12 protein-coding genes are annotated in these 11,410 nt (G+C 60.7%); 6 read left to right on the plus strand and 6 right to left on the minus strand.

The window, feature by feature from the left end; genetic code table 11:
• Positions 1-108: 108 nt before the first annotated feature.
• Positions 109-876, plus strand: a complete 768-nt coding sequence (gene glcC / locus ACIPQ1_RS02815) for a transcriptional regulator GlcC (protein WP_250961459.1) — start codon at positions 109-111, stop codon at positions 874-876.
• A gap of 16 nt (positions 877-892) precedes the next feature.
• Here glcC and ACIPQ1_RS02820 read toward each other — a convergent pair whose 3' ends face one another.
• The 3 genes from ACIPQ1_RS02820 to ACIPQ1_RS02830 all read right to left on the minus strand — a co-directional run bounded on the left by ACIPQ1_RS02820 (position 893) and on the right by ACIPQ1_RS02830 (position 3,276).
• Positions 893-1,309 (minus strand): ACT domain-containing protein, encoded by a 417-nt coding sequence (locus tag ACIPQ1_RS02820; RefSeq protein ID WP_250961458.1) that lies wholly within the window; start codon positions 1,307-1,309, stop codon positions 893-895.
• A 149-nt stretch (positions 1,310-1,458) separates the two neighbouring features.
• Positions 1,459-2,709, minus strand: a complete 1,251-nt coding sequence (locus tag ACIPQ1_RS02825) for an MFS transporter (protein ID WP_411387254.1) — start codon at positions 2,707-2,709, stop codon at positions 1,459-1,461.
• Between the two features lie 174 nt (positions 2,710-2,883).
• Positions 2,884-3,276 carry an ester cyclase gene (locus tag ACIPQ1_RS02830; RefSeq protein WP_250961456.1) on the minus strand — a complete coding sequence of 131 codons (393 nt, stop codon included), beginning with the start codon at positions 3,274-3,276 and terminating at the stop codon, positions 2,884-2,886.
• Positions 3,277-3,534: 258 nt separating this feature from the next.
• Here ACIPQ1_RS02830 and ACIPQ1_RS02835 point away from each other — a divergent pair, with 258 nt between their 5' ends.
• Complete coding sequence (locus ACIPQ1_RS02835) at positions 3,535-4,443, plus strand: MBL fold metallo-hydrolase (RefSeq protein WP_411387255.1); 909 nt, start codon at positions 3,535-3,537, stop codon at positions 4,441-4,443.
• Here the strand turns inward: ACIPQ1_RS02835 and ACIPQ1_RS02840 are convergent.
• Complete coding sequence (locus tag ACIPQ1_RS02840) at positions 4,437-5,333, minus strand: LysR substrate-binding domain-containing protein (RefSeq protein WP_250961454.1); 897 nt, start codon at positions 5,331-5,333, stop codon at positions 4,437-4,439. The two genes, ACIPQ1_RS02835 and ACIPQ1_RS02840, sit on opposite strands and share 7 nt — an antisense overlap.
• A 307-nt stretch (positions 5,334-5,640) precedes the next feature.
• Here ACIPQ1_RS02840 and ACIPQ1_RS02845 point away from each other — a divergent pair, with 307 nt between their 5' ends.
• The 4 genes from ACIPQ1_RS02845 (at position 5,641) to ACIPQ1_RS02860 (ending at position 9,715) form a co-directional block, all read left to right on the plus strand.
• On the plus strand, positions 5,641-6,660 hold the full coding sequence (locus ACIPQ1_RS02845; RefSeq protein ID WP_250961513.1) for a substrate-binding domain-containing protein: 1,020 nt from the start codon (positions 5,641-5,643) through the stop codon (positions 6,658-6,660).
• 129 nt (positions 6,661-6,789) lie between these two features.
• Entirely contained in the window at positions 6,790-7,215 is a 426-nt protein-coding gene (locus ACIPQ1_RS02850) for a YciI family protein (RefSeq protein WP_411387256.1), read from the plus strand.
• Positions 7,216-7,238: 23 nt separating this feature from the next.
• Positions 7,239-7,646 carry a VOC family protein gene (locus ACIPQ1_RS02855; RefSeq protein WP_250961452.1) on the plus strand — a complete coding sequence of 136 codons (408 nt, stop codon included), beginning with the start codon at positions 7,239-7,241 and terminating at the stop codon, positions 7,644-7,646.
• Between the two features lie 329 nt (positions 7,647-7,975).
• On the plus strand, positions 7,976-9,715 hold the full coding sequence (locus tag ACIPQ1_RS02860) for an OPT family oligopeptide transporter (RefSeq protein WP_250961451.1): 1,740 nt from the start codon (positions 7,976-7,978) through the stop codon (positions 9,713-9,715).
• Positions 9,716-9,745: 30 nt separating this feature from the next.
• On the opposite strand, the gene ACIPQ1_RS02865 is transcribed toward ACIPQ1_RS02860, so the two are convergent.
• Both ACIPQ1_RS02865 and ACIPQ1_RS02870 read right to left on the minus strand, forming a co-directional pair.
• A complete protein-coding gene (locus tag ACIPQ1_RS02865) occupies positions 9,746-9,988 on the minus strand; it encodes a hypothetical protein (RefSeq protein WP_411387258.1) in 243 nt (80 codons plus the stop codon).
• A gap of 381 nt (positions 9,989-10,369) precedes the next feature.
• Positions 10,370-11,272, minus strand: coding sequence for a LysR substrate-binding domain-containing protein (locus tag ACIPQ1_RS02870; RefSeq protein WP_411387259.1), 903 nt, complete (start codon positions 11,270-11,272; stop codon positions 10,370-10,372).
• Positions 11,273-11,410 lie beyond the last annotated feature (138 nt).

The raw sequence follows: 11,410 nt of genomic DNA on the forward strand, positions 1-11,410 counted from the left end.
AGGTTATTTTTGTAGGTCGAATAAATTCTTTAATAAACAATGATTTATTGATTTTGTTCGATGGGCGTAGAGCCTGTTCCGAAGCTGGTCATACCAGTTGGAGATTCAATGGACAGCGCAGAAACCAGCCGTAACCCGCAGGTCGCCGACGTGGTCTGTGAACGCATCGAGCGCCTGATCGTCGACGGCGTGCTCAAGACCGGGCAGCTGTTGCCCTCGGAGCGGCGGTTGACGGAAAAACTCGGCGTCTCGCGCACCGCCCTTCGCGAAGGACTGAAGCTGCTGCGCGCGCGCGGGATCATCAAGACCGAGCAAGGCAAGGGCTCATTCGTGGCCGACCTGTCCGGGCACGGCTTGGCCTCGCCGCTGATGCACCTGTTCAGCTCACAGCCACGCACGCTTTATGACTTGTTCGAGGTCCGCAGCCTGCTGGAGGGCGAGTCCGCGCGTCTGGCGGCGTTGCGTGGGACCGAAGCGGATTTCGTCCTTATCACCCGCAGCTACGAGGCCTTGCTCGATGCCCACGACCGGTCCCTGGAGGCCAGCGCCCATGCCCGGCTTGACCATGCATTTCACTTGGCGATCTGCGAGGCTTCACACAATCCGGTGCTGGTGCAAACCTTGCGTTCGCTGACGGACTTGTTGCTCACTTCAGTGTTTGCCTCGGTCAACAACCTCTACCACCGTGAACCGCAGAAGCGTCAGATCGACCGCCAACACGCCCGGCTCTACAACGCCGTGACCGGTCGACTGCCGGAGCAGGCGCGCAAGGCCGCCATCGCCCACATCCAGAGCATCTGCGAACACCTCAAGGAAATCGAAAACGAAGAACAACGCCTGGTGCGGGCCACGTTGCGGCTTGAAGGGTGGGCGTAGGTGCAGTCTCTGGAGATTACCGGCAATCGTCGCTACCTCCCGACCGAGCAAGCGCTTCCAGCACTTCAATGGCCCTTTGCGCATCTTCCCGCCCCACGAAGATATGGTCGTGGTAGTAAGCCGCGATGACGTTGCAACTGATGCCGGCATTTCCCAAGGCCGTTGCGAAGGCTGCGGTCAAGCCCACGGCATCCAGGGCCGAATGGACGGTCAAGGTGATCCAGGCGGCGACGTAGTCAAAGTCCAGCCCCAAGGCCAAGGCTCTGCTGCGTTCGATGATCACGGTCAGGCCTTCTTTTTCGCGGAAGCTGCCAAGCACCTCTTCGCCTTTGACCAAGTCCGGGTCAGCGACGCAGCAGAAGACGTAATCGCCTTCATTGAGTGAGGGGCGCATGCCGCTGAGCAGTTTCGCTATCGATTTTTCGCCTGACATGTCGATTCACCTGATTGATGGATAAGCGGGCATTCTCAAGGAGTTTTTCGGCAGGTGCTGTTCATAGTGCTGATGATGGATAAGCAAAAGTAATACGAGACGGGTTTCGATGCCGGTGTACAGGTCTCCAACGCCCCGGGGGAATAGGGTCAGCAAACGGCTTTCTTGAAGGGGCGAGCGGATACGCCCCGATAGAATGACACGATGGCGAGCACCTGCACGGTGACGGCTGCTGCCACGACGGCGACGATGGCGTGATTCGGATCGATGGAGATGGTGCGCAACAGGCCGAATAAGGCTGGGGCGAAGGCATAGGTGGCCTGGCTGATCGCAACCATCAGGGCGATCACCCTGGCGGTGTGTTCACGGCTGAATTCGACCTGGGCAATCAGGGGCGGCAAGGACGTCGCATTGCCAATGCCCGAACCGATCAGCACCACGGCTATCCAGGCCACCGTCGGGTGCAGGTCCAGGCCCAGAAGCATCAGTGTGCCCAGCATCTGGATGGCATACCCGAGACAGGCCAGCTGCCGGCGGTTCATACCCTGGGTCATCAGGCGTGCGGCGACGTATCGCCCGCCCATCGCACTGGCGGTGGCCAGGCCCATGGCGAACGAGGCGTCATGGGCGCCCATGCGTCCCACCAGCATCGAATACAGGTGCGCGATCAAGCCGATCTGGGCGAACAGGCCCAGGGACATGCCGGCCGCCAGGCTACGGAAACTGGCCGACCTGAGCGTCTGCAGGGCGGTCCACGGCGCGGCGCTGGCGCTAGCCGGCACGAGTTCCGGCTGGTCTGCGTGGTCGGGATGCTGTCCCAGGCCTTGTGGGCTTTTGTTGAAGACCAGGAAGGCGAAGGCGCCGATGAGCAGCACGGCGACGACACTGATCGCCAGCGCCGCCGTGGCAAAGCCGAAGCGCTCGATCAGCCACACCCACAGCGGCGAAAAGATCACGCCCCCCAGGCTGGCGCCGTTGTAGGCCTTGCCCAAAGCCTTGGGCCTTTCCTTGACGTACCACGGGGCGATCAGAGTGTTAACGGCTGCGGCCCCCAATGTCACCCAACCGATACCCGAGCAGACGGCGCCGGCATACAACACCCAGAGCTGGTTGGCTTGAGCCCAGGTGTTCACACCGATGCCCAGGACGATGCTGCCCAGCAGGGTGATGGTGGGTATGCCGAAGCGTGCATAAAGGCGTGGCAGGTTGGCGATGACTAGCGTGCCGCTGAGAAAATGCACGGTCACGGCGGTCGAGACCTCGGCGATCGGCCAACCCGTGCGCTCCATGACCGCTTGCATGTAGATCGGCGGCCCGTAGAAGCCGATCCCCCAACCGATCATCGCCAGGATGAACGTGCAGGCCAATACGGTTTTTCCAAAAAAACGGGTGCGTGTCATTGCCATCTCCTCCAGAGTGGCTCACAGGCTATGCGCTCGACAGGTTCCTCACTTCGGGGTGCGTCGAATAATGGATGTCGAGCGCGATTGCTTCGTGGATTTGGTTTTCCGCGATGCCGTTGCCTACGGATAAGATGCCCGGGGCGTTGCAACTCGCAGCGCTGGAGCAGTCCTCTACAGGGATGGGAGCTGAGCCTCGATCGCTTGCTTGTCGATAATCGACCAGACCTCGCGGATCCTGCCGTCCTCGAACGCGTAGAAGACGTTTTCCGTGAAGGCGATCCGTGCGCCATTGACTGCAAGCCCCAGGAACTCCCCAGCCGGCGTGCAATTGAATACCAGGCGAGCCGCCAACTTGGGTGGGTCGACCACCAGGCATTCGACTTCAAAGCGCAAGTCGGGGATGTCCCGATAATCCGCTTCCAGCATGCTTCGATAGCCATGCAATCCTAATGGTCTCGCGTTGTGAATCACTTGCTGATGCACAAAAAGGCCCAGATTGTCCCAATCCTGTGCATTCAGGCAGGCAATGTAGTCGGTATAAATATCGGCCAGATTCGAAGTCATGGGGACTGACTCTCCGTTACGTGACTGTTTCCAGAGCATAGTCATGCTGCAGCGTCGGGCTGCTCTTCGCGAGGTCGGCAGGCTCACCGAGCGCGCGCCACGCATTATTTTCCTCAAATGCTCATGCCGGATGCTTTAGTTGCCTTGAAGTGTCCCGCTTTAAAAATCGTCCATTGATGGGCAGGCCCGCAGGCGGTGAGATAGGCACGACAGCATTGTCCTGTCGTTCTCCCACTCGAATAAAAAGGTCTGCACCCCATGCGCACGCTCGTAAAGAAACTCGCCCTTGCATGCCTCACGCTGCTCTCCGTGCCCTTCGCCACGCAGGCGCAGGAAGTGCCCGAGGCAGCCAGCCCGGCATTTGTGGTGCACAAGCTGACGGACTTTTTGTACGCCATCGGCGAACCCCACTACTACCAGAAAAACTTCTCCTACCTGCTGGTGGGGACGAACCAGGCACTGATGTTCGATTCGGGGGCGAACCAGAAGGAAGACATCACTGAAGTCGCGCGCGAGATCACTGACAAACCGCTCTCGATGTTGCCTTCACACCTGCATTTCGACCACCTCGGCGGGTTGCATAACTTCCAGAGCATTTACCTGGTGGATACGCCATTCACGCGTCGCTTCAAGGGCAAGGATGGGCTCTACCACGTTCCGGAGCCGGTCTACCTGGGCAACATCGATCACATGGTCGTGCCCCCTTTCAAAGTGGCGCGGCTGGTACAGCCCGGCGAGACGATCGACCTGGGCGGTCTCAAGGTGCGCCTGATGAGCGTGCCGGGCCATACGCCGGACGAAGTGGCGCTGTACGACGAGACGCACAATATCTTGCTGGCCGGAGACCACGTATATCCGTCCTGGCTGCTGGCGGGCAATTTGAAGGATTACGTCGCCTCGCTGGATGCCACCCTGAAGGTGATCGACCAGCAGACCGTCATCTATGGCGCCCATGCTGACGAGGACCCAACCCAAGTACCGGCCATGACCCATGCCGATGTGCGGGCGATCCGCGACAAGATGGCCCAGATCCAGGCCGGGCGCGCCAAGGGTGAAGCCTTCAGCGATCCGGAACTGATCAAGAGCTCCGAGCTTTACAAGGTGGAGAAAGACATCAGCATCCTCACCAACATCCGTTTCAACGACGGCCGGGGCTACGGCTACTGATCAGCCTGTCCGCTGGTGGTCAGCAACCAATCGATGAACGCGCGGATTTCCGGGCGTTCGCGGGTCGCCTCGGAGCAGGCCACGTAGTAGTTGTGCACCGCCGGCACCGAAATCGGCAGCGGTCGGACCAGGCGACCTTCATCGAGGTCCCGGGCAGAAACGAGTTCATCGCTCAGCGCCACGCCAAAACCGTCCCGCGCGGCCTGCAAGACCATGCCGAAGTCTTCGAAATGGATATCCTCGACCCCGCCACGGCTGAAGCCGGCCTCGAGCAACCATTGCTTCCACTGGCTGCCATCGTCTTCGTGAAGCAGTCGGTGCCGTGCCAGGTCCGCGACGTGGTGAATGGCTTGTGGGCCGCGCAAGTATTGCGGGCTGCACACCGGTGTCATGCGAATGCCGTGCAACAGGCGCCACCATAAGCCTGGCCACGGCGGGGTGCCATAGACCACCGCGACATCGGCGCGGCGCCAGTCCACTTGCGGCATGCCCGCCGCGGTGATCACTCTCACCCGCACCGAGCGGGAGGCTTCCATGAAGTGCAGCAGCGGCGTGGTGAGCCAGTCCACACCCTCGGCCGGAGGAATGGACAAGGTGATATCGACCTGTACTGGCTCATCCGCGCTCCCACTGCGCAAGGCCTCCACCGCGTCGCTGATTTCGCCCATGGCGTTGGCCACGCGCTTTTGTAGTTGGCGGCCATTGGTGGTCAACACCAATTGCCGGCCGCGCTTTTCGAACAGCTCCACGCCGAGGCTGGCCTGCAGGACTTTGACTTGCTGGCTCACCGCGCCGACGGTGACGTGCAGCTCCACCGCAGCCGCCGCCAGACTGCCCAAGCGGGCCACGCTTTCGAATACCTTGAAACTGTGCAACGGAGGAAGTGCCATCTCATCTCTCGCGAGGACTGGGGCTGGGGGGATGTTACAAACTTGCCGTTTCCCTTTCGGGCCGATGCCAACAGAAGCGACTATCCTTGCGGACATTGAATCTGAACACTGCCTCCATAAAAAAAGAGACGCCATGACCCATTATGATCGCGCCATCGGCTCCAGACCCGGCACCACACGTGGTGATCGAACCTGTTTGACCAGGTCCCGGTTGCTCAAGACAGTTTCAATGACGGTTTTCTGCCTTTTCACGGCAACGCCTGGATACGGCCAGAATCCGCCAGCGGCGACGGATGCCACGGTGACGGTGGCTCAAGCGCAGGAAATGGTTGCCAAGGCCACCCTCGGCGCCGTGCCCTGGAGCGGTCCTGAAACCGGCCCGCGCGCCCAGCGCGGCAAGAGCATTGCCATTGTCGCAGAAGATATGCGCAACGGCGGTATTGTCGGTGTTGCCCAAGGTGCTCGCGAGGCCGCGAAAGCGATGGGGTGGACGCTGAGGGTATTCGATGGCGCCGGGTCCCCGGACGGTCGTGCAAAGGCCTTTGCCGATGCGCTGGCGGCGAACCCCGATGGCCTCATTCTGTGCGGTGCCGATGCCCTTGAAAACAAGGCGGCGCTGGCCGTCTTCGCCGACAAGGGCGTGCCGGTGGTGGGCTGGCACGCCGGGGAAAAGCCCGGGGCGATTGACGGTACACCGATGGCCATGAACGTCACCACCGATCCGCTCGAAGTGGCTCGCATCACGGCCATGGCGGCCGTGGCGCAGTCAAACGGAAAAGCCGGCGTGGTCATCCTGACCGACTCCAGGTACAGCATTGCCATGGCGAAAGCCAAGGCCATGGAAAACGTGATTCGGGCCTGTCGGGACTGCTCGCTGCTGGAAGTGCGCGATGTCGCGATCTCCGAAAGTCGCGAGAAAATGCCGGCGATCACCACGGAGCTGCTGCAGCGCCATGGCAAGCGCTGGACCCACACGCTGGCCATCAACGATATCTATTTCGACTACGCGGTGGCGACCTTGGCCAGCGCGGCGATACCTCGCGATGGCATCAGCCTGTTGTCGGCCGGTGACGGCAGTGCTTCGGCGTTCTTGCGCATCCAGGAAAAGAACTACCAGACCGTCACCGTGGCCGAACCGCTCAACGTGCATGGCTGGCAGGTGATCGATGAGTTGAACCGACTGATGGCCGGCCAGCCGGTGAGTGGCTTCGTGGCACCGGTTCACCTGGTCAATGCCGACAATATCGCTTTCGACGGCGGGAAGAAGCTGTTGTACGACCCAAGCAATGGTTATCGAGACATCTATCGATTCCAATGGAATCCCTGAGCGGACGTGATTTCACGGCCTATCGAAAATTAATGGCGTCGACCTGTCGATTTCGGCCGTTGCCATTCGATTAGTCCGTAGAGCCGCCACAACGACGGCTTGATCCATTCATTCTCAGGAGATACGAGCATGCGATTTATGGTGATCGTCAAGGCCAGTCCGGAGTCGGAAGCCGGAGAAATGCCTAGCGAAGAACTGCTGGCCGCCATGGGCGCCTACAACGAAGAACTGGTCAAGGCCGGGGTGATGCTCGCCGGTGAGGGCCTGCATCCCAGCGTCGAAGGCGTACGCGTGCAGTTTTCCGGCAAGGACCGGACGGTTGTCGAGGGACCCTTTGCCGAAACCAAGGAGCTGATCGCCGGCTTCTGGATCTTCAAGGTCCAGTCGTTGCAGGAGGCCATCGACTGGGTCAAGCGCTGCCCGAACCCGATGGTCAGCGACAGTGAAATCGAAATCCGCCAGATCTTCGAACTCGAGGAATTCGGCGAAACCTTCACCCCCGAGTTGCGCGAGCAGGAAGCACGCTTGCGGGCGCAGCTGTCCAGTCAATCGTGAAGCCGGCGACAGGAGGACCCACCATGAGAATCATCCCTTACCTGACTTTCAACGGTCGCTGCAAGGAAGCCTTTGCGTTGTACAAGGACGTGCTTGGCGGCGAGCTGTTTTCCATGTCCTTTGCCGAGGCGCCTGAGGATGTCGGCATGCCCAAGGACCCGGACCTGATCATGCACGCCTGCCTGACCGTGGGCCATTTCAGCCTGATGGCCTCCGATTGCCCGCCGGGCCAGCCGTATAGCAAGCCGCAAGGGGTGTCGGTTTCCCTCAATGTTGACAGCGTGGAGGAGGCCGAGCGGCTGTTCAAAGGCCTGAGCGCGGGGGGGCAAGTGCAGATGCCCTTGGCGAAGACCTTCTGGGCGGAACGCTTTGGCATGTTCGAAGACCGTTTCGGGATTGCCTGGATGATCAACTGCGAGGGCCAGCAATAAGTCGGACACTGCCTTGGCTGCGATGCGTTGCCTGGCCGTTGGCAGCGCTCGCGACACACCTCATTTCCTGCCTCTGGATGGACGATCCTGGCGAGCACGCTCGCCAGGGTTTGCCTCCGTCGTGTGAACCTTGCGCCGATCCTGCGTTCACTTATTAAGTTGCCGCTTCAACTGATTCCCTATGACCTCTGTAGGAGCGAGCTTGCTCGCGATAGCGGAGTGCCGGCCTCAATCTATGTAACTGATCCACCGCAATCGCGAGCAAGCTCGCTCCCACAGGGGATCAGCCTGAATCTGGTGGCTGCCCCCAGTGCCGACAAGGACTTCGCATGCACTCAACCTCATCCACCTTTCCCTTGAACGCCGTCGTCGAACGCGAGCTCAGCCTGCGTGCGGTCAGTACGGGGATTGTCCTCGGTATTCTGCTGACACCGTCCAATGTCTACGCCGGGTTGAAGATCGGTTGGTCGTTCAACATGTCGATCATTGCCTTGCTGATCGGCTATGGCATCTGGCAGGGCTTGGCCAGTCGATCGGTGGGGCGGTTGCCCTGGACGCTGCACGAAAGCAACATCAACCAGACCGTGGCTTCTGCCGCCGCGTCGATCATTTCCGGTGGGTTGGTGGCGCCCATCCCGGCCTACACCTTGCTGACGGGCCAGCAGTTGGAGGCTATTCCCATGGTGGCCTGGGTCTTTTCGGTGAGTTTCCTGGGGATCTGGATTGCCTGGTACCTGCGTCCCTCGCTGCTCAATGACAAGGCCTTGAAATTTCCCGAAGGCATGGCGACCCTGGAAACGTTGCTGCACATCTACAATCACGGCCACGAAGCCGCAACGCGTTTGAAAGTGCTGCTCAGCGCCGCGATGCTGTCCGGGCTGGTCAAGGCGGTCGATACGTTCTTGTGGGCTATCCCGCGCTGGTCCCCGACCGCTCAACTGGAACGCCTGACGTTCACCGCGGACCCTTCGCTACTGTTGGTGGGGTTTGGCGGGATCATCGGTATTCGCGTGGGCCTGACCCTGCTGCTCGGCGCCTTGCTGGCGTGGGGCGGGTTGGCGCCGTGGTTGCTGGAGCAAGGCCTGGTGCAGTTGCCGAGCGGTAGCAGCGGCCCGCAATTCGCGGCGCTGGTGGAGTGGTTGTTATGGCCGGGAGTGAGCCTGATGGTCTGCTCGACCCTGGCCTCACTGGCGATTCGCTTGTGGGCATTGCACCGCTCGACCAAGGCGGGCGGCGGGGCGATCTGGACGATCCCCAAGCCTGGGCCGGCGGCCGGTTTCGCCCTGTCGATCATCCTGGTGGTCAGCCTGCAGGTGCTGTTGTTCGGCATCAACCCGTGGATGGCCTTGCTGACCATTCCCTTGGCAATCTGCCTGGCGGCGGTGGCGGCCCGGGTGGTCGGCGCCACGGGCATTCCGCCGATCGGGGCCATTGGGCAGTTGTCCCAGTTGAGCTTTGGCATCGTCGCCCCGGGCCAGGTGCCGATCAACCTGATGAGCGCCAACACCGCCGGTGGTTCGGCCGGGCAGTGCACCGATTTGATGAACGACTTCAAGGTCGGCCGGGCGATTGGCGCCACGCCGCGCAAGCAGGTGATCGCCCAGATCCTGGGGATTTTCATCGGCAGCATCGTCGGCGTGTTGGCCTACCTGGCGCTGATCCCGGACCCACAGACCATGCTGCTCACCGAAGAGTGGCCGGCCCCGGCGGTCGCCACCTGGAAGGCCGTGGCGCAAACCCTGACCCTGGGCCTGGATTCATTGTCAGCGAGCATTCGCTGGGCGATTTTCATCGGCGGCCTGGTCGGTTTGTCGTTGGGGATTCTCGATAGCCTGTTGCCGGCGCATCGGGCCCGCTACCTGCCAAGCACGGCGGCCCTGGGCCTGGCCTTCGTCCTGCCGGCCTCGGTGTCCTTGATGATGGCCCTCGGTGCGGTGCTGACGTGGCTGGTGAGCTGTCGCTGGCCGAGCCTCACCGAACGCTTCGCCATCACCGCGGCGGCGGGGTTGATTGCCGGGGAAAGCATTACCGGGGTGGGGGCGTCGTTGTGGCAGATGCTTGGGGCCTGATGAGGGTTGTCAGCGAGAAAAATCGTAATGCTAAGGCTGGCCCAGGCTCTTGGTGGTGACAACTTTGTCGTAACCTTCTACTGGCCGTGCCCCATCGGCCACCCATGTACGTTCTTTGCGACACTTGAACTTCACCCCTTTGCGCGGCGCCATGACTCTGGCCATCTCCATGCACATTGCCTTGGAAGCAAAGGTTGGCCCTGGTTGTCGTTCATCGACACAGCCTTCGTAGCCACTGCAGATCGTCATCACAACAAAATAGACAGTCATCATCTCGGTGTTGCTCCATTGCGTGATGCGAGTGATTACATCCTGTAGCCCAGGTCGGCGGCCCAAACGTTTAGCGGTGATTGCCTGCGGATGATGAGCTTCGGTTCAAGTCCCCAGCAATGGCACATCAGTACCGCGCGTCGGGAATCTGTCGCTGTATTAATAAATTTTTAATTGGTTGGGTTTTGTGCCAATAAGTTGGCGTCATCCGGGGTGGGAAGGGTAGGCGGGAGAGGCATGTCGGCGGTCAGGCCGTCTTCGCGAGCAGGCTCGCTCCCACAGTTGGATTGGGGTTATGGCCGGAGAGATAGGTCGGCTGTCAGGCCGCTATCGCGAGCAAGCTCGCTCCCACAGGGGATCAGCCTGAACCCTGAAGGGCTGAACTCAGTTATCGGGAAACGGCAACGAGAGCAGCCAGGCACTGAAGGCCTTCAAGGCCGGCAAGTGCTGGTATCGGGTCGCGTAGACCAGGTAATAGCTGCGCCCACTTTCCATCGGTTCGAACAACGCAACCAGGTCGCCGCTTTTCAGTTCATCCTGCACCAGGATTTGCGGAACCAGCCCAATCCCGATCCCCGCCGCCACGGCCTGGATAAGGTGGGCGGTGAGTTCGAAGCTCGGGCCGGAGCGCATGGTGCGGTGATCGACGTTGTGCTGGTCAAACCAATCCGACCAGACACCGGGCCTCGATACGACGTTCAACAAGGCATGCTCGGCAACATTGGCCGGCGACATGGCCCGGTACTCGGGCAATGCGGTCGGGCTGGCAATCACCACCAGCTTTTCCCTGAGCAACTGATGTGAAACGTAGCCGGGCCACTCTCCCGAACCTGCGCAGATGATTGCGTTCATGTCGTGGGTGGAGGATTGGACGTCCTCGCGGAGGATCCGCGAATGTATGTGCACCAGCAGGTCCGGGTGCTTGGCATAGAACTCATGCATCCGCGGCAGCAGCCATTTGGAACCGAGGGTCGGCAGGACGGCCAGGTTCAAGGGGCCGCTGTCGTTCTTGTACGAGATGGCCTGCAACGTTGCGCTTCGAATCCGTCCCAGCGCGGCCGCCAGTTCGTGCTGATACAGCGCGCCAGCGGCGGTCAATTCAATCTTTCGGCCTTCGCGGCGGAAGAGTTCGATTTCAAGTTGCGCCTCCAGGGTTTGTACCTGCCGGCTGACGGCACTTTGGGTCAATGCCAGTTCTTCCGCTGCCTTGGTGAAACTGCAGTGGCGCGCGGCGGCTTCAAAGGCAACCAGCAGCGACATCGAAGGCGTCAGGCGTCTAGGGTTCATTCATAAAGCTCATGCAAAGCCAGCAGGAATTACGTTTGCTCCAACCGTACAGGAAGGCAAGAATCATGAAAACCTTGTACGGCTGCTCGATGCGTCTCGTGCCGAGCATACGTAATGTGAATGCATAGATTAGCTTTT

This window comes from Pseudomonas sp. LARHCG127 (assembly GCF_052871455.1).